Genomic DNA, 19,726 nt, shown 5'->3' with positions numbered 1-19,726 from the left:
TCCACCTGGGGGAGTACGACACATGGCGGTCGCATCCGGTCCTGAGCCCGGCGAGCACACGCGGGCAGACGACCCCCTGCCAGTGCGTATAGGGGAGACGCTCAGCCGGTTGCTGACCGGGTTGCGGCCCGGCGAGACAGCCGTCACCCCAGACACGCAACTGAAGGGCCTGGGACTCGACTCGATGACGACTGCCCGTCTCTGGCTCGCGCTGCAGGAAGACTTCGGCATCGAAACACCCCTCGGCTGGTTCACGGAGGCAGCCACACTCGGCGAGTTCGGGGCGAGGGCGGCAGAACTTGCCGAACAGGAAGGGTCGGCGGGCGAGACGGGCGGCCACTTGGTGACCGTGACCGCCGACCCTGCCCGGGCGTCGGACCCCTTCCCGCTCACCCCGCTCCAGCAGGCGTACCTTGCCGGCCGCACGCCCGAGCTCACGGACGACCCCGTCGGCTGCCACCTCTATCGTGAGTTCGACGTGCCCGCGCTCGACACGGGCCGACTCCGCGCCGCCTGGCAGCGTCTGATCGAGCACCACGAAATGCTCCGGTCCGCACGCACCGACGACGGCAGGCAGCAGATCCTCACCGTGGGGCCCCGCTGGGAGATTCCCGTCTCGGAACCGGACCCGGCCGCGGAGCCCGACGACTTCGACCTCCGCGCGGCCCGCACCCGCGCAAGGATGTCCCACGCCTGTTTCGGTTCCGACGCCTCCGTGCTCTTCGCTGTCGAGGTGACGCGCCGCGCCGACGGGCACGCCCGGGTGCACTGGAGCATCGACGCTCTCATCACTGACGGAGCCGGGTTGGACCTGCTGGCCGCCCAGTGGAAGGCCCTGTACGAGGACCTCGATCAGGTCCTCCCCTCGCCTCCGTACACAGCACGGGACTGCCTGGTCGCACTCGCCGACCGCACGCACACCGCCGGCCACCGTCGGGCGCTCGCCCACTGGACGTCCCGGCTGGCCGAACTCCCCGGGCCCCCCGCCGTGGTGCGGGACGACGTCGCGCCACGCCCGCCGGGTGCCCCCGGGCTGCGACGCCGCGCGCGCTCCGACCGGCTGACACCCGCGGAGTGGAGCGCCGTGCGCCGGCGCGCCGCCGCGTTCGGCGTCACCCCCACCTCGCTGGTGCTGACCCTCTTCACCGAGGCGCTGGCCCGATGCGGGGCGTTTGAGCCGTTCTCCGTCACCATCACCACTAGCCGACGCACCCTCCTGCCGTCGGGCGCCGACCAACTCGTCGGGCCCTTCACGAGCACGGTCGCGGTGGAGGCCGTCCTTCCCAACGAACTCACCCTGGAGGAAGCGGCACGGCAGACCCATCAGGAGTTGTGGAACGCGCTGGAACACTCCGCGGTCTGCGGCGTCACGGCCCGGCGCGCCCTGCGCGGCCGAGGCGCGGATGCCTCCCCCGTGGTCTTCACCAGCATGCTCGACGCCGCCGCCCCGCAGCGCGAGCGGGGCTTCGCCGACGCCTTGGTGTACGCCACCAGCCAGACGAGCGGTGTGTGGCTGGACCACCAGATGTGGGAGCGATCCGGCGGGCTGGAACTGCGTTGGGACGTCGCTGACGCGATGCTCCTGCCGGGCGTCCCGGACGCGGCGTTCGCAGCGTTCCGCAACGCCCTGCGGACCCTCGCGGGTGACTCGAACGAACGCGAACGACGCCCGCTCAACGAGCTCCAGCAAGCCTACTACGTGGCCCGTCGTACCGCGGAGCGACAGACCTGGAGCGGTTGTCAGGTGTACGTCTCCTACGAAGTGCCCGGAACTGTCGACCTGGTGCGGCTCGAAGCCGCACTCGTGCGTCTCGCGGCCGCCCACGACGTCCTCCGCTCCGCGGTCACCCTGGACGGTGCCGTCGACGTCTCCGCGTGGGCCCCCGAGGAGTGGACGATCCCGGTCATCGAGGGCGCGAGCGTCGAAGAGACCAGGGAGGCGATGATGGCGACGCCTTTCCCACCCGCACGCCGGCCGCAGTGGGACCTTCGCCTCACCCGGGGCGAGGACCACGACACCGTCCACCTGTGCCTGGACCTCACACTCGCGGACGCGGTCAGCATCCACGCTCTGGGGCGCTCGCTGATGCGGCTGTACGCCCGGCCCCAGAGCACCCCGGAGACCGGCGAACCGTACGAGCGGCACCTCAGGGCCCTCCGCGATCGTCGCGCGGCCCCCGAGCAGAGCGAATGGCGCGCCCACTGGGAGCAGGCCCTCGCCGGCTTGCCGTCCGGGCCGGTACTTGGCGGCCCGGCGGACGACGGAGCCGAACCCCGACGGATCCGCCTGCAGGGCCGCGTCGCCGGTTGGACCGCCTTCACCGACCGCGCCGCACGGCACGGCCTGACACCGGACGCCGCACTCCTCACCGCGTTCACGGACATCCTCTCCCTGTACCACGACGGGGATTTCGCGGTACCGGTGGTGCGCTGGGACGGTCCCGACGCGGCGTACCGCCCCGGGGAGTTCACGGCGCTCAGCTGGCTGGCGCGTCCGTCGGGCGACCTGCCGTTCACCGAGCGGGCCCGTGCCCACCTCACAGCCCTCACGAGCGACGCGGCGGTACCGACCAGCGGTCTGGCGCAGCTGCGCCGCCGGACGGCGACGGGAGAGACGGGCCACCCCGTCGTCTACACGTCCGTCCTCGACCTGACCGGCGACCCCCTGCCGGACGGTGTCCGACAGGGGGAGTGGCGCACCTGCACACCCAACGTCTCCCTCGACTGCATCACGACCGTGGAGGACGACGGAACGCTCCACTACTGCTGGGACGTCCGGCAATCCGACTTCGACGAGGCCGACCTGCAGGAGTGGTTCTCCGCCTACGGCGCTGCGGTGCAGCACCTCGTCACCGAGGAGGAGTGGGACTCTCCGGCGGTTGAAGGGCCGGCGCCCCTCACCGAGGAGGAACGCCGGGTGATCCTGCACGAATGGAACGACACCGCGCACGAGTTCGACGGCGATCGGCTCATCCACACCGCCTTCGAGGAACGTGCCCGTCTCACCTCGGAGGCTGTCGCGCTGCGCTGGCGCGGTGGCAGCATGACCTTCCGCGAGGTGAACCAGCGGGCCAATCGTCTCGCTCGAGAGCTTCGCAGTAGGGACGTCGGCCCCGAGACGGTGGTGGCGGTGAGCCTCCCCCGCGGCCCCCTGATGGTCGCCGCGGTCCTCGGCGTCCTCAAGGCCGGCGGCGTCTACCTCCCCATCGAACCAGGGCTTCCCGCCGAACGTGCCGCCGTCGTCCTGGAAGAGGCCGGGTGCGCGACCGTGGTCACCACCTCCGACCGGCGGGGGTGGCTGCCGCCGGACGGCGTGGCCGAGGTACGCGCCGACGAACTGCCCGCAGACCCGGAGGCCGACAGCTCCGATCCCGAACCGGTGGCCGAACCACACCAGACCGCGTACATCATCTTCACTTCGGGCAGCACCGGACGCCCCAAGGGCGTGGCTGTCGCGCACCGGCCGGTCCTCAACCTGCTCGACTGGGCTCGGCGCACCTTCGCCTTCGACGCCTCGGACCTCGGCCTCTGCGTGACCTCGCTCGGGTTCGACCTGTCCGTCTTCGACGTCTTCGGTCTGCTCGGATACGGTGCCGGGCTGTACATCGCCGACGAGGAGCAGCAGCGCGACCCCGCGCTGCTGCTCGACGTTCTCCTGAGCGAGCCCGTCACCTTCTGGAACTCGGCACCCACCACGCTGGCCCAGATCGCTCCGCTGCTCGCCGACCACCATGGCAGCGCCGGCACCGAGACCCTGCGCCTGGTGTTCCTCAGCGGCGACTTCACTCCCCTCTCGCTCCCCGGCGACGTGCGTGCCGCGTTTCCACGGGCCGATCTGGTCAGCCTCGGCGGCGCGACCGAGGCGACCGTCTGGTCGAACTGGTTCCCCATCCGCGACATCGACCCGGAGTGGCGCAGCATCCCGTACGGCAGGCCCTTGGACAACTGCCGCTACCACGTCCTGGACGACTCAATGCAGCCCTGCCCGGTGGGCGTCGAGGGCGACCTGTACATCGGCGGCGAGTGTCTCGCGCTCGGCTACGTGAACCAACCGGAGCTGACCAGCGAGAGGTTCCTCCCGGACCCGTTCCACGACGACCCGGCCGAGCGGCTGTACCGGACGGGGGACCGGGCGTCGTATTTCCCTGACGGCAACCTGTGCCTCCACGGCCGGGCGGACGGCCAGGTCAAGATCCGCGGCTTCCGCGTGGAGCTGGGAGAGATCGAGCACCGCCTGCGGCTCCACGACGCGGTCAAGGACGTCGTGGTCGTCAGCCGCGGGGAAGGGGAGGAACGTACGCTCGTCGCTTACGTCGTCCCCCGCGGTGCGGCACCCGCCCCGCGCGCGCTGCGGGCTCATGCTGCAGCCGCGCTGCCCGACTACATGGTCCCGAACTTCTTCGGCTACCTGCGCTCCTTCCCCGCCACGGCGAACGGCAAGCTGGATCGCCAAGCCCTGCCGTGGCCGGTCCCCGGGCCGCCGGAGCCGGGCGAACGGGCCGTGCCGGCCGCGTCGGGCGAGGCGCCAGGGGACGCTCCTCCGGACGAGTCGCACGGGGACGAGCCAGGCACGGTGGCGGATACCCGCATCGCTGCGGCATCCGCGGGCCCGTCACTCGATGAACTGCGCGACGAAATAGCGGGTCTCTTCGCCGACGCCCTCGGCGTGCCCCAGGTGGACCCCGAGGCCGACCTGTGGGATCAGGGGGCCACCTCCTTCACCATGGTGCAGGTTTCGGGCACCCTGCAACGCCGCCACCACCAGCGGATACCGGTGTCGGCCCTGCTCGACAAGCCATACGTCACCGCCATCGCAAGCCGACTGCACCGGGGGGCGACGGACGAAGTGGCCGCCGTCGCTCGACCTGCCGAATCTTCGACGTCCGAAGGCCGGGGCGACGACGAGCGCCCGGAGGACGGTGAACAGCCGCCGGTCCGGGCGCCGCACAGCGGCTCGCGGGAGGACGGGCCGGGACCCGTGGACTTCTTCTCGCCGGAGGAGCGTGCCCGCTTCAAGGCCGGACGCTGGAACAGCCGACCCGCCCGTCCCGGTGAGCCCGTCGTGCCCCTGAACGCCGAGCCCTTCGATGAGGAGCTCTACGCCTGGCGGGCCAGCCGCCGTGACTTCCTCGACCGGCCCGTACCGCATGCCGACTTCTGCCGCCTGCTCAGCCTTCTCCGGGACGCCCCCACCGCGTCGGGAAGGCGCCGGCTGCACCCCTCGGCCGGGGACACGTACGCGGTGCAGACCTACCTCCATCTGACGGCTGACGCCGTCACCGGCATCGATGAGGGGCTCTACCACTACGACCCGTCCGAGCACGTGCTGCGCCGGATCGACCCTGTCCAACGCGCCCTGCGCAGTGGCCACTTCGTCTACAACCGGGAGGTGTTCGACCGCTCCCGCTTCGGCATCTACCTCGTCGGCCGACGCCCCGGCATCGAACCGTTGTACGGCGAGGAGAGTCTTCGCTACCTCACCCTGGAAGCGGGCCACATGGGGCAGCTGCTGATGATGGGACAGGCGGCGGCCGGTGTCGGCCTGTGCCCGATCGGCGCGCTCTCCTTCGAGGGGCTGGCCACATCCCTGGGGCTCGACGAGGGACACGTCTTCCTCCAGGCATTCCTCGGCGGTGCCGCGTCCCACGCCTCCAGCTCCGCGGCAGGGCTGCGCCCCCCGTTCGGCCGCCCCGCGACGACACCGGTGGGCACCGTGGCCGCCGTACAGACCGGGCCGTGGCCGCAGCTCCCCGCCGCGCCGGAACCGATGGCCGTGATCGGCATGGCGGGTCGCTTCCCGGGAGCGGACGACCTGGACACCTTCTGGGACAATCTGGCCTCCGGAAGGTCCGCCGTCGGGCCTGTGCCTCCCTCCCGCGGTGAGGTCGCGCGGGGAGGAACACGTCCCCGCGGTGGCTTCCTCGACGGCATCGACCGGTTTGAAAGCCTGCTCTTCCACGTCTCGCCGGCGGAGGCGCCCTTCGTGGACCCGCAGGCCCGGCTCCTGCTGGAGGCGGTGTGGAGGTGCCTGGAGGACGCCGGGCACACAGCCGAGTCGCTGCGCCTGTCGGCCGGGCGGGTCGGAGTGTTCATCGGCACGATGTGGCAGGACCACCGGCTGCGCGGTGCCGACCACTGGGCCGACGGAGGCCCGGCACGGACACCGGCGACCGCGTCCGACGTCCCCAACAGGATCTCCCACTTCTTCGACTTCCAAGGCCCCAGCATGGCCGTCGACACCTCATGCGCGTCCTCCCTGGCCGCCCTCCACCTGGCGGTGGAGAGCCTGCGGCGAGGCGAATGCGGGGCGGCCGTCGTCGGGGCGGCCAACCTGCTCGCGCACCCCTACCACTGGGGACTCCTGGAGGGCATGGAACTGCTCGCGACGTCCGGCACTCCGGAAGCCTTCCCCGCCGACGGGTCGGGCTGGTACCCGGGCGAAGGCGTAGCAGCGTTGTTGCTGCGCCCCGCGGCAGCGGCCACAGACGCGGGCGACGTCGTCCACGGACTCGTGGAAGGCACCCGGATGTCCCACGTCGGACGGGCCCCCCGCTACGGTGCGCCCCGTGCCGAGCGGCTCGCCGACTCGCTCTCGCGAGCCCTCGCCGAGGCGGGCTCAGCCCCCGGGGACATCGACTACGTGGAGTGCGCGGCCGCCGGATCCGGCATCGCGGACGTCGCCGAACTGGAGGCCCTCAGCGAGGTCTTCGCGACGTCCGGCGACGCACCGCGCCTCCCCGTCGGTACCCTCAAACCCAACATCGGGCACCTGGAGGCGGCCTCGGGCCTCTCCCAGGTCATCAAGGTCCTCCTCCAGATGCGTCACGGCACCATCGCACCCACCACGGTCGCCCGCCGCCGCAACGACCTCGTCGACTGGGCCGCTCTCCCCGTCGAGGTGGTGGACCGCGGCCGCCCCTGGACGGAGAAGGCGGCAGACGGCCGTCGCACCGCTCTCGTCAATGCTGTCGGGGCCACCGGCTCGTACGGTCATGCGATCCTGACGTCCCGTCCCCCCGACCGCGAGCAGGCGGCGGACGCGGTCCCCGAGTCCGCGACGTTCGACCACGATGCCGGAGGCCCCGACACCCGCCGGCTCCTGCTGCTCTCCGCCGACACCCGCGAGCGCCTCGCCACCGCCGCACGAACGCTGTGTGACCACCTGACCACGCACGCCGCGAACCTGAACCTCCCGGATGTCGCCTGGACCCTGCAGACCGGGCGAGTACCTCACGCCCACCGGCTTGCCCTGACCGCCCGGACCCTGCCCGGGGCGGTCGCCGGCCTTGGCCGCTTCCTCGACGGGCAGGCCGGTTCCGACCTGCGGACGGGCGTCGCCGACCCCGCAGCGGGGGCTGCCGACGGTGACCCCGCCCGGGTCGTGGACCAGTGGTTGCGCGGTCACGAGGTGGACTGGGCCCGTATGTGGCCCGTCCCCGGGCGGCGCGTCACCCTCCCCGGCCACGTGTTCGCCGGGGACCGCCACCGGTTCGGCCCGCCCGCAAACAGCAGCCCTGCTCCCGACGCCGCCCCGTTGCCGCCGGAAGCGGAACCCGCCTCCGCCGCCGGGGAACAGGCGTTACGCCGTGCCGAGCGGTACCTGACGGACCTGTACGCCGAGGCGAGCGGCATCCCCGCCGAACGACTCCATCCGCAGGTGCCGCTTGAGCAGTACGGACTCACCTCGCTGCTCGTCTCCCGGCTCAACGCCCGGTTGCAGGCGGAGGTCGGTCCCGTGACGCAAACGGTGTTCTACGAGTACCGCGACCTCGCCGGCGTCGCCGACCATCTGGTGCGACTGCACGACGGGCCGTGGACCGAGAACAGTGGGGAGTCCGCCGCCGGGGAACCTGCTGACGGAAAGCCCGCTGCCGCGGCAGCCGGTCCAGCGGTGCCCGCTCCTCCCGCCCCGGCCGTGAGCGCCGCACCCCCTGCCCACGGCGGGACACCGGAGGCGGAGCCCCTGGCCGTCGTCGGTCTCGCCGGGCGCTACCCGCAGGCGCCCGATCTGCGCGAGTTCTGGCGGAACTTGGAGCAGGGCAGGGACTGTGTGACCCCCGTCCCCCCGGACCGTCCCGTCGCGGCCTGTGGAGCCCAGCTCATGCACGGCGGGTTCCTGGACGGCGTGGACCGCTTCGATCCCCTGTTCTTCGGGATCACGCCTCGTGACGCCCGGCTGATGGATCCGCAGGAGCGCTTGTTCCTGGAAGTCGTCTGGGAGGCCCTGGAGGACGGCGGTTACAGCCGTGCCCGCCTGCGGGAGCGCATCGGCTCCCGGGTGGGTGTTTTCGCCGGGACGATGTACAACGAGTACCCCTTCTTCGGCGTCGAGCGCTCCCTGTCCGGCGAACCCGAGGACACCGGGTCGGCGGTCGCCGGCATCGCGAACCGGGTGTCGTACCTGCTCGACCTGAGCGGCCCCAGCATGGCCGTCGACACCATGTGCTCCTCGTCCCTCACCGCGCTGCACCTCGCCGCGCAGAGCCTACGGCGCGGCGAGTGCTCGGCAGCCGTGGTGGGCGGGGTCAACCTGTCCCTGCACCCGCACAAATTCCGTCAGCAGGCGCGGCTGGGCATGACCTCCAGCGACCACCGCTGCCGCAGCTTCGGCGCGGACGGTGACGGGTTCGCCCCGGCGGAGGGGGTTGGCGCGCTGCTACTCAGGCCGCTGGGGGCGGCCCTCGCCGACGGCGACCGCATCCACGCGGTCATCCGCGGAACGTCCGTGAACCACGGCGGCCGCACCACCGGCTACATGGTCCCCAACCCCGCGGCGCAGGCGGAACTCGTACTCCGCGCCGTACGGGAGTCGGGGGTGGACCCGAGCACGATCGGCTACCTGGAAGCCCACGGCACCGGCACCCGGCTGGGTGACCCCATCGAGATCAGCGGTCTGACCACGGCGTTCGCCGACGCCCATCTGCCGCCGGGCTCCTGCGCCATAGGGTCGGTGAAGTCGAACATCGGCCACCCGGAGGCCGCCGCGGGCATCGCTGGCCTCACCAAGGTCATCCTGCAGATGCGCCACCGTCGCCTCGCGCCGTCGCTGCACTCCAGAGAGCTGAACCCGGCGGTGGACTGGGAGACTTCGCCCTTCCGCGTCGTGCGGGAGGCGGAGCCGTGGCACGCCCCGGTCACAGCGGACGGCGCTGCCGCGCCCAGACGGGCCGGTCTCAGCTCCTTCGGCGCCGGAGGAGCCAACGTCCACGTCGTCGTCGAGGAGCACGTGCCTGCCCCCGACGGGTCACCGCCTCGCCCAGGAGGGTCGGAACCCGATCCTCAGCTGATCGTGCTGTCGGCCACTCACCCTCACCGCCTCCGCGAGGTGGCACGGCGCCTGGCCGAGCGGCTGCGGACCGACGAAGCGGCGGGCGAACGCGCCGCACTCCCGGAGGTGGCCTACACACTCCAGGTGGGCAGGGAAGGGCTGCGGGAGCGGCTCGCCGTCGTGGTCGCCCAGGAGGAACGCCTCCTCGAGCTGCTCGACGAGGTCGCAGCGGGCAGGACCCCGGAGGAGGTGCTGCGGGGACGTGTCCCCGGTGATGCGCGCCCGGTCGGCGTCTGCGCCGCCCCTCGCCCCGGGAAGGACCGGCTGGCGGAACTGCGCCGCGTGGCCGTCCACTGGGTCGCGGGCGGCGACGTCACCTGGGACGCCCTCCACGCCGAGCGGCGGCGGCTCGTCTCACTGCCGTCCTACCCGTTCCTGCGCGACCGCTACTGGCTGCCCGCCCCGGCACAGGACGGGCCGGAGGAGCCCGGCAGACCGGGACCATCACCGGGCACGGCCGCCGCTCACCTCGGCGACCCGCAGCGGCGCCGTTCCGTTGAGGCGGAGCCGTCCCCGACACTCCACGGACCGGCTCTCTACACGTCCGTCTGGACGCCCGAGGCCCTCCCTCCGGGCGTGGGGGCGCTCACCGGGCGCGTGGTGTGCGTCTTCACCCACCGGACCGAAGCACTGGCCCGCGCCCTCGCCGTACGACTCGGAAGCCACCGCGTCACACTGGTGCTGCACGGGACGGGCGCCGCGCTGGGGGGCGACATCCTGGACGACGAGTCGGCGGCCGACCGTATCGCGGCCCGGTGCGCGGACGGAGCGGACGGAGCGGGTGACGTCGCCGCGCTGGTCGACCTGTGCGACGCCGCAGGGGGACAGCGGGCCGACGATTCCGCGCCGTGGACAGCGCGTCTGCGGCTACTGCAACGGTTGGTGCGCGTGCGGCGCGGACACGACCTGCGCGTCCTCCTCGTGACGGAGGGACTCCACCGGGTGCCGGACACCGGCCCCGCGCTCGACGGCGCTCGCATGGCGGGATTCGTCAGGATGCTGGGTGCCGAGAACGCTCGGGTCTCCGCCACCGTCGTCGATGTCCCGGCAGGGGGGACCCATCCGGAGCGGGCCGCCCGGCTGATACACGCTGAAATGCTCGCCGGGGACGGTCTCACCGAGGTGTGCCACGACGGCGAGGTGCGACGGCGCCGGCGACTCGTGGCCCTACCTGCGAGCCCCGCGCGACCTGTGGAGCTCGACCCGCACCGCGCCTACCTGGTGACGGGCGGTACCGGGGGGATCGGTGCGGCTGCCGCACGACGGCTGGTGCGGCGCGGAGCCCGCCTCGTAGCGCTCACCGGTCACCGGCCGGTGCCGCCGAGGGCCCAGTGGTCCTCGCTCGACCCCGACTCGCGCGACGGCGCTGTGGCGGCACTCGTCAGGGATCTGGAAGCGGCGGGGGCTCACGTTCTCCTGCACGCGGGTTCCCTCGCCGACATCGGGCGGAGCCGCGCGTTTCTCGACCGTGTACGGGACGAGCTCGGTCCGCTGGGAGGTGTGCTGCACTGCGCCGGGAGGGGGCCGCTCGGCACTCCTTCCTTCGCCGGCAAGTCCGTCGCCGACGTGAGGGCCGTGATGGAACCGAAGGCGGAGGGTGTGGAGACGCTCGCCCGGCTCTGCGCTTCCGACGAACTCGACTTCTTCGTGCTGTTCTCCTCCCTCTCCGCCGTGTCCCCCCTTCTCGCGAGGGGCGTGTCCGACTACGCGGCCGCGAACGCCTTTCTCGACTACTTCGCGGAGCACCGCGCCCTGGGGCTGCCGGGACTTCGTTCGGTCAACTGGCCCACCTGGAGCCAGAACGGCATGGGAGCGGACCACCCGGACGGTTGCGCTCCCGCCGGGGTGGGTTCCCTGAGTGAGGAGGAGGGGCTCCGGCTGCTCGAGCGCCTCCTGACGCTGCCGCCGGACGTGTCACGCGTCGTCGTCTGCCCACCCCTGGACAGCGAGCTCGTTTCGCCGGACGCCCTTCTGGGCGCCGATCCCACGCATGAGGAGCCCCTCGCGCCGGGGCGGCTCGCGCGCCCTGGCACGGCGCCCTCCACCCCCGGTGCGGTCCCGGACATCTCCGCCCCGACCGCCGCTGATGTCACCACCGCCCTCCCCGGGGCCCCGTACGCCCCGAGCAGCTCGGCCCTCCAGTCCGGTGCCCAGCACACCCCCTCGGGCTCCCCCGTCCCGCAGCCGTCGCCCGTGGAGCAGCTCGTGACAGAATCGCAGGAAGACGCTCTCGCCTGGCTCACCCCGTTGTTCGCCGAGGTGCTGGCCATCGACGAGGCGGACCTCGACCCGACCGTCCCGTTCGGTGATCTGGGCGTCGAGTCGGTCATGCTGGGCGAGTTGGTCTTCCGCATGGAGGAGGCCACCGCGGCCTCCCTCGACCCGGCAGTCCTGCTCGAACACCCCACACTGCACCAGCTGGCGTCGCACCTCGAAGCCCTCGGCGTCCGCTCCCGCGCCGACGTGCCCCGCCCCTCCGGCCCGGCCCCCGCCCCTGCCACCGGTGCGCCCCCCGTCGAAGACCACGGCGGAATGTCGGGACGCGTCGCCGTGATCGGCATGGCCGGCAGGTTCCCGGGAGCACCCGACGTCGCCGCATTCTGGGACAACCTCGTCGCCGGGCGCTGCTCCGTCACCGAAGTACCCCCCTCCCGTTGGGACGTGCGGGATCTCTACCGGACCGAGTACGCCCACGGCCGCAGCGTCAGCAAGTGGGGCGGCTTCGTCGAAGGCGTCGAGTACTTCGACCCCGACTGGTTCGGTATGACGGAGGCCGAGGCCGTCGCGCTGGACCCGGTGATCCGGCTGTTCCTCGAGGAGGCGGCCACCTGCCTCACGGACGCCGGGTACCGGGAGCAGGAGCTCGCCGGCCGGGCCGTGGGGGTCTTCGCCGGAGCCCGCACCACCGGCTACGGCCGACGGGCCCGCACCCTGCCGGGCGGGGTCGGCATGGGCGGTGACCAGAACTTCGTCAGCGCCCGCGTGGCACACCGCTTCGACTTCCGCGGCCCGAATGTCGTCGTGGACACCGCGTGTTCCTCCTCGCTGGTCGCACTGCAGGCGGCCTGCCGCAGCCTGCGCGAGGGGGAGTCGGAGATGGCGCTCGCGGGAGGGGTGGACGTCCTGCTCGACGAGGAGCCCTACCTGGACTTCAGCGCGGCGCACGCACTGTCCCGCGTGGGACGGTGCGCGACGTTCGATGAGAATGCTGACGGGTTCGTGCCGGGTGAGGGATGCGCAGTCGTCCTCCTGAAGCCGCTGGAGTCCGCCCTGCGGGACGGCGACCGCGTGCACGCCGTGATCGAATCGGTCGCCGTCAACAACGACGGACGCACCATGGGTCTCACGACGCCGAACCCCGTGGCGCAGGCCGAGGTGATCGGGCGCGCTCTCACAGAAAGCGGCCTGCGGGCACGGGACATCGGCATGATCGAGGCCCACGGCACCGGCACCATGATCGGTGACCCGATCGAACTGCGGGCCCTCACCGAGGCGTTCCGGCGGGACACGGACCTGACCGGCTTCTGCGCCGTCGGCTCCGCCAAGAGCAACGTGGGGCACCTGCTGAGCGCCTCCGGGATGGCCGGTCTCGTCAAGGCCGTCCTGGCCGTGCGCGAGGGCGTCATCCCGCCGACGCTGTTCTGCGACACCCCCAACCCCCGTTTCGATTTCGACGCTTCGCCGTTCTTCCCCAACCGGGTGCCGCGGACCTGGACGCCCCCGGCCGGCGGGCGGAGGATCGCCGGGGTGAGCGCCTTCGGGCTGGGCGGCACCAACGCCCACATCCTCGTCGGATCCCCGGAGTCGCCCGCACCATCCGCCCCCGCCCCACGGAGCCCCCTGCCGGCCCCCGAGTTCCGCCGCCGCCGACTGTGGCTGGAACGCGAATCCGTGTCCGTACCCGAACCCGCGTCCGCACCCGGACCGGCGCACACGATTCCCTCGGCACGTCCCCATCAGGGCGAAGACTCCGCCTCACGCCCCTCGCTCACCACCTCCCTGCTCGACATCGGCCCCGGTGCAGCCGCCTCGGCAGGTCGCTGGGTCGTGCCCGCCTCTCGCCCGGAAGGACAGCAGTGTTGAGTCCGCGCACAGGTCAGGAACCCGAGGTGGAGTACCGCCTCGTCGTCGAGCACTCCGACTTCGTCATGCAGAACCACCGCGTCCACGGCGTCTCCGTGATGCCCGGGGTGACGTTCCTCGACCTCGTACTGCGTGTCCTGCAGGCCGAGGGATTCGACGTCGCCCGCGCGGAACTCCGCAACGTCCTCTTCCAGGAACCACTCGCCACGACCGAAGGCCACGAACGGGAGATCCGCGTGGTCGTCACGCGCCCGGACGAGGGCGCACGTAGAGTCACCGTCGAAAGCAGGTGGCGTCGTGACGGCTCCGCCCTTTCCCCGTACCGGCAGCACGTCGAGGCCGAGCTGCTCTTCCGCGACCGGCCGGAGCCGCCGCCGCTCGACGTCCCGGCCTTGCGCGGGTCCGCCCACCGCACCACGGACATGGACGACATGTACGCCCGTGCGCGCGTCGAGCGCATCGTCCACGGGGACGCGATGCGCTGCTTCGGCCGGATCCACCACGGCCCGGCGTGGCTGCTCGCCGAACTGACGCTCGACGCCGGGTCGGCAGGTTTCGACAGCGCCTTCCGACTCCATCCGGCGAAGCTGGACTGCTCCACCATCGTCGCCTTCACCCAGGTCGATCCGGTCGGCGACGACCCGTTCATACCGGTCTTCATCGAGTCCTTCCGCGCGCCGCGCCCACTCGGCGGAACGGTCCACGCGCACGTGCCACAGCCGGAGACGCAGGCTCCCAGCGGCGACGTCATGCACAACAGCTATACCCTGCACGACGACGAGGGTCGGCTTCTCGCCGAGTTCACCAAACTCACCTGCAAGCGCATCCGGCATCCCGAACTCATCGGCAAACTGCTCGTGGACACGGCACGCGCACCCGGCGCCGACGCCGCGTCCGCCCCGACGGGGACGCGGACGGACGGGACGTCCGAAGACACCGGGATGCCCGGGCCCGCCGAGAGCGGTACCGTCGCTCACCTGCGGGACATGGTGGCCACCCGGCTCGGAAGGCGCCCGGTGGACGTCCCTGTCCAGGCCGGCTTCTACGACATGGGTCTTGACTCCGCTCACATGCTGGAGATGAGCAGGGAACTCGAGGGCTACGTGAGGGCGCCGCTGTACCCGACTCTGCTCTTCGAGTTCTCCGACGTTGCCTCGCTCGCTGCCCACCTGGACGCACGGTACCCCGCCGCCGACCGTCCCGCTCCCACTTCCGCCGCGCCTCCCGCAACGACCCCCTGGCCGGAGAACGCTCCGACAGAACCGGAACCGGAATTACTCTGCTACCGCCCTTGCTGGGCAGTCGCCTCGCTCCCGGTGGATCCGCCGGGAGGAGCCGACGGGGGCCCGTTCGTCCTGATCGGAGCGGACGACGGCCTCGTCGACGCGATGGTGGTGCTGGCCGGGGAGGACCGTATCGTGCGCGTCGAGCGCGCCCAGCGGTACGAACAGGTCTCCGAACGGCACTTCCGGCTCGACACCACCGATCCCGCACAGCTCGGCGAACTGTGCGCAGCCGTGACGGACGGCTCAGGGGACGCACCCGTCGCCTACGTCCGGGTGGCGGCGCCGGGCGGCCCCCCGGACGAGGACGACGCTCCCGTACCCCTCGCGCATCGTGAGGGCCATGCCCTGGCCACTGCGGTGACCCGCACCCGGCCCACCGCTGTCGTCGCGCTGCTGTTCCTCCACGCTACCGAGGGAGAGGGGCGGGCCCGGCCGGCGGAGGGAGCTCTCGCCGGGTTCGCCCGCACGGTGGCCGCGGAGGCCCCCCTGCTCCGGTGCCGCACCGTCGGCTACGAGACCGGCCTCCGCGCGGAAGCGCTCGCCCGCATCCTCCTCGCCGAGTCCGCCGACCGCTCGGAGGAGTCGGAGGTCCGCCACCGAGGAACGGTTCGCGAAGCCGTGCGCTTCTCGCCGCTGAGGCCACCCGTCGCGCCCGCGGACGGCACGCCGGCGCCGCGGTTACGTGAGCACGGCGTCTACCTCGTCACGGGAGGTGCCGGCGGAATAGCCGGGCTCCTCGCAGACCGTCTCGTGCGCGAAGTCCGTGCCCGTATCGTCCTGACGGGGCGCCGCGCCCCCGACGCCGCGCTCGAGGAACGGATGCGCGACTGGCGCGCCCGAGGCGCCGAGGTGAGCTACATCCGGGGCGACGTCTCCCTGCCCGAGGACGTCGACGCCGTGGTCGCCCGAACCCGCACCCTCTTCGGCCGCATCGACGGGGTGTTCCACTGCGCCGGGGCCGTCCGGGACGGAATGTTCTTCCGCACGGACGCCTCCGCTGTGGCCGAGGTGCTCGCCGCCAAGGTCCGCGGGACACGCCTCCTCGATGCCGCCACAGCATCCGATCGGCTCGACTTCTTCCTCCTGTTCTCTTCCATCTCCGCGACCCTGCCCAACCTTGGGCAGAGCCACTACGCCTACGCCAACGCGTTCCTGGATCATTTCGCCGAGCACCGGACGGCTCGCCGTGACCGGCACGGTGTCACGGTCTCGCTGGGCTGGTCGCTGTGGGCGGACGGTGGCATGCAGGTGACGGACGACGTCCTGCGCCGTTCCGCATCCGCCACCGGGTTCCACCCCATGCCCTCCGAACGGGGGCTGGACGTGCTGCTGGGAGCCCTCGCCGCCGACACGCCGCGCCTCGTGCTCCCCCACGGGGAGAGCGGACGTCTCGCCGCCGCGTTCCCCGAGCCTTCCGCGGCGGTGTCGGCCATGCGGAACCCCACTCAGCCGGAACACGCGCCCGGCGCACCGCTCTCTTCGAGCGGGGCTCCGGCAGCCGGCTCCGCCCCGCACGACCCCCTTTTGCCGTCCGCCCCGACGCCCGGCCTCCCATCCGAGGGTGAACCCGTGGCCGTCATCGGTTTGGACGGTCGGTATCCCGGGGCCGACGGCCCAGCCGCCCTCTGGGCCCTCCTGGAGGAGGGGCGCGACGGCATCACAGAGGTGCCCGCCGACCGCTGGGACCACTCGGCGGTCTACCACGAGGAGAAGGGCAGGAGAGGGCACACCTACGGCCGCTGGGGAGGTTTCCTCGACGGTGCCGACCGCTTCGACGCCGAGTTCTTCGGCATCTCACGGCGCGAGGCCGAGCGGATGGACCCGCAGGAACGCCTGTTCCTCACCGTCAGCTGGCGTGCCGTCGAGGACGCGGGGTACCGGCCGGACACGTTGGGTGGCGGCAACGTCGGTGTCTTCGCCGGCGTCATGTGGAACCACTACCAGCTGCTCACCGACCCTGCCGACGGGGTGGCCCCCACTGCACTCCACTGTTCGGTCGCCAACCGGGTCTCCTACTGCCTGGATTTCCGTGGCCCCAGCATGGCCGTCGACACCGCCTGCTCGTCGTCCTTGACGGCTCTTCACCTCGCCGTCGAGAGCCTGCGTCGCGGTGAGTGCGACGCCGCAGTGGCCGGCGGCGTCAACCTCGCGGTGCATCCGCAGAAGTACCTGCAGCTCGCCGAGGGCCACTTCCTCTCCGAGGACGGCCGCTGCCGCAGCTTCGGCGAGGGCGGCACCGGCTACGTGCCCGGCGAGGGTGTGGGGGCCGTCGTCCTCAAACCGCTCTCGCGCGCCCTGGCCGACGGGGACACGGTGCATGCGGTGATCCGGGGTTCCTTCCTCAACCACGCGGGCCGCACCAGCGGGTACACGGTGCCGAGCCCGTCGGCGCAGGCGTCCCTCATCCGCCGGGCGGTGGACCGTTCGTCCCTCGACCCGGCCACCATCGGCTACATCGAGGCGCACGGCACCGGTACGTCCCTCGGGGACCCCATCGAGATCGAAGGGTTGCGCAGCGCTTTCGCCGATGTCGACCTGCTCCCCGGGAGCTGCGCGATCGGCTCGGTGAAGTCTGCCATCGGACACCTGGAGAGCGCCGCGGGTATCGCCGCCGTCACCAAGGTCCTGCTGCAAATGAAGCACCGGCGGTTGGCGCCCTCGCTTCACGCCGAGCGCCTCAACCCGCACATCGATTTCGCCTCCTCCCCGTTCCGCGTCCAGCGGGAGGCGGCGGACTGGCTTCCCGCCCCGGGCTGCACAACGCTCCGCGCCGGTGTCTCCGCCTTCGGCGCCGGGGGCGCCAACGCGCACGTTCTCCTGGAGGAGTGGCCGCGCACCGGCGTGCCCGAGGAGGAAGCGGGTGAGGAGACCGCGCCGCGTCTCTTCGTCTTCTCCGCCCGGGACCGGGACGCCTTGACGAGGCTGCTGCGCCGGCATGTCCGCCACGTGCAGCGGCCGACCGTCGGCACCGGCACGACCGCCACGGCGCCCGCAGGCTCGTCAGCCGTACGGGTCACTGCGGAAGTGGCAGCGGTACTGGGCGTCCCGGAAGAAGCCGTCGACCCCAGGGAGCCGCTGGCCGACCTCGGCGTGGACAGGCTCGGCCTGGCGGAACTGGCGCGTCGTCTCGGTGGGCGGGTGCCCGCCGCATCCGTACGCGGCGGTGCATCGATCGCCGAGCTCGCCCATCCCGCCGAAGGGGACGGTACGTACCCCCGGCGCCTCTCCGCCGCGGACGTGGCTCACACCCTGCAGGTCGGCCGCGTCGCTCTTCCCGTCCGTGTGGCTGTCGTGGCCCGCGGACTGGACGAACTGCTCGGCCGGCTGGAGGAGTACCTCGACGGCGAGACCGCGACGTCCGGGGTGTATGCCGGAAGTGCGCCCGGGGAAGGCAGCGCCGACGCCGACACCCCCGCGGCGCGTCACCTCGTCGAGCTCTACCGGGCCGGAGAGTTGCACGAGGTGGCGCGGCAGTGGGTCGTCGGCACGGACATCCGCTGGGAGGACTGTTACGTGCACACGGCCGGCCGCAGACCGCTGAGGGTGCCGCTGCCGGTACAGCCCTTCACCGAGAAGCGGTACTGGGTGGGGGAGTGGAACGAGGCAGGGCAGCGGCCCGCCACCACGGCGGAACCCACCGTCCCCGTCGAGGTCGCAGACTCCTCACCCACTCCCGCAGCGCTTTCTGGGCCGGCCGACCCGGCACCCGTACGGGCGGAGACCTCGGCCGTCCCCCCGGCCTGGCCCGAGCCCGGCGTGCAGGCGGTTCGAGACACTGATCGGGAGGAGGTGAGGCAGGCCGTCGAGGACGCCCTTTGCGCCGAGCTCTATCTGGAGCGCCACGAGATCGACGCCCGGAGCAGCTTCCACGAACTCGGACTCGACTCGGTCGGCGCGGTGCGGGTCACTCAGCGGCTGGCGGAGCGGTTCGATGTGGACGTCGAATCCACCGCCGTCTTCGACCACCCCACGGTCCCGCGGATGACCGACCACGTCCTCGCGCTGGGCCCCGTGAACCGCGGACCGTCCGCCTCGACGGCCGTGCCCGGCTCCTCCCCCCGGTCGACCGATGCCGACGACATCGCCGTCATCGGCATGTCCGGCCGCTTCCCCGGTGCCGAGAACCTCCACGAGTTCTGGGAGAACCTCGCCGCCGGCCGACACAGCTTCGCCGAGATCCCCCCGCACCGCTGGGCCGTGGAATCGGTGTACGACCCTGACCGCCGGGCGGCAGGCCGTACGTACAGCAAGTGGGCGGCCATGCTCCCCGACGTGGACAGGTTCGACGCAGCGCTGTTCAACATCTCGCCGCTCGAGGCCGAAGTCATGGACCCCCAGCAACGCCTGTTCCTCCAGCAGGCCTGGTCGGCGTTGGACGACGCGGGCTACGCGGTCCAGTCCGGTGATCCCTCCCGGTGCGGCGTGTTCGTCGGTTGCGCGCCCGGAGACTACGGAGAACTGCTGGGACAGGCCGGGCGCGCGGACGGCGGCCACGCCTTCCTCGGCTCCACGAGCTCCCTCATGCCCGCCCGCATCAGCTACCTGCTGAACCTCGTCGGCCCCACCCTGGCCGTCGACACCGCCTGCTCCTCCTCACTCGTGGCGGTCCATCTGGCGGCCGAGAGCATCCGGCGCGGCGAGTGCGCCACCGCCCTCGCAGGCGGAGTGGCCCTCATGGTCACGCCCCAACTGCACATTCGCACCAGCAAGGTCGGCATGCTGTCACCCACCGGCAGCTGCCGGCCCTTCGACGCCCAGGCCGACGGCACGGTGCTGGGCGAAGGGGTGGGCTGCGTGGTCCTCAAACGCCTCGACCGTGCGCTGGCCGACGGGGACCACATCCACGGCGTCATCAAGGCCACCGGCATCAACGGCGACGGCCGGACCAACGGCATCACCGCCCCCAGCGCGGTGTCGCAGGCGGCGCTGCTCGCAGAGGTCCACGCACGTGCCGGCGTCACAGCCGACCACATCGGTTACGTCGAGGCCCATGGCACAGGCACACCCCTGGGTGATCCGATCGAGGCCA

Annotated in this window: 2 protein-coding genes (1 of these 2 running past the window's edge); both read left to right on the top strand. The window is 72.2% G+C overall.

Translation table 11 applies throughout. The annotated features are described in order from the left end of the window. Positions 1 to 22: 22 nt before the first annotated feature. Positions 23 to 13,411 (top strand): non-ribosomal peptide synthetase, encoded by a 13,389-nt coding sequence (locus tag E4198_RS04510; protein ID WP_136182019.1) that lies wholly within the window; start codon positions 23 to 25, stop codon positions 13,409 to 13,411. Then, positions 13,408 to 19,726 carry the start of an SDR family NAD(P)-dependent oxidoreductase gene (locus E4198_RS04505; RefSeq protein WP_136182018.1) on the top strand. Its footprint extends 15,854 nt past the window's final position, so only the first 6,319 of its 22,173 coding nucleotides appear in the window; it begins with the start codon at positions 13,408 to 13,410; its stop codon lies beyond the right edge, outside the window. The genes E4198_RS04510 and E4198_RS04505 overlap by 4 nt, the downstream gene beginning before the upstream one ends.

The organism is Streptomyces sp. RKND-216 (genome assembly GCF_004795255.1).
GTDB classification, from domain to species: Bacteria; Actinomycetota; Actinomycetes; order Streptomycetales; family Streptomycetaceae; genus Streptomyces; species Streptomyces hazeniae.
The sequence above is the reverse complement of the archived record's forward strand: the minus strand, read 5'-3'. Positions and strand labels throughout refer to the sequence as shown.